Raw genomic sequence first — 226 nt, forward strand, 5'->3', positions numbered from 1 at the left:
CGTTGCCAGAATGGAGTTTTTCAAGGTTGGCCTTGTAACGGCGAGACCAGTTGGATGGCTCCTCAACATTGGTCTTACGAAGGACCTCGAAAACATTTTCGAGGCCCTCGTCGTCAACGACGTCACGAACGCCGACAAGGTCAAGATTGCTGGCTGGCACTCGCACAACCAAATCATTTTGTCCGAGAATCCTCAGAACGAGGTAGAGCTTTTCCTCGCCTTTAAT

Annotated in this window: 1 pseudogene; it reads right to left on the bottom strand. The window is 50.4% G+C overall.

The features are described from left to right. A pseudogene (locus tag AMS65_RS20270) lies at nt 1–226 on the bottom strand (CarD family transcriptional regulator); the annotation flags it as partial.

It is taken from the genome of Leucobacter celer subsp. astrifaciens (assembly GCF_001273835.1).
GTDB lineage: Bacteria > Actinomycetota > Actinomycetes > Actinomycetales > Microbacteriaceae > Leucobacter > Leucobacter celer.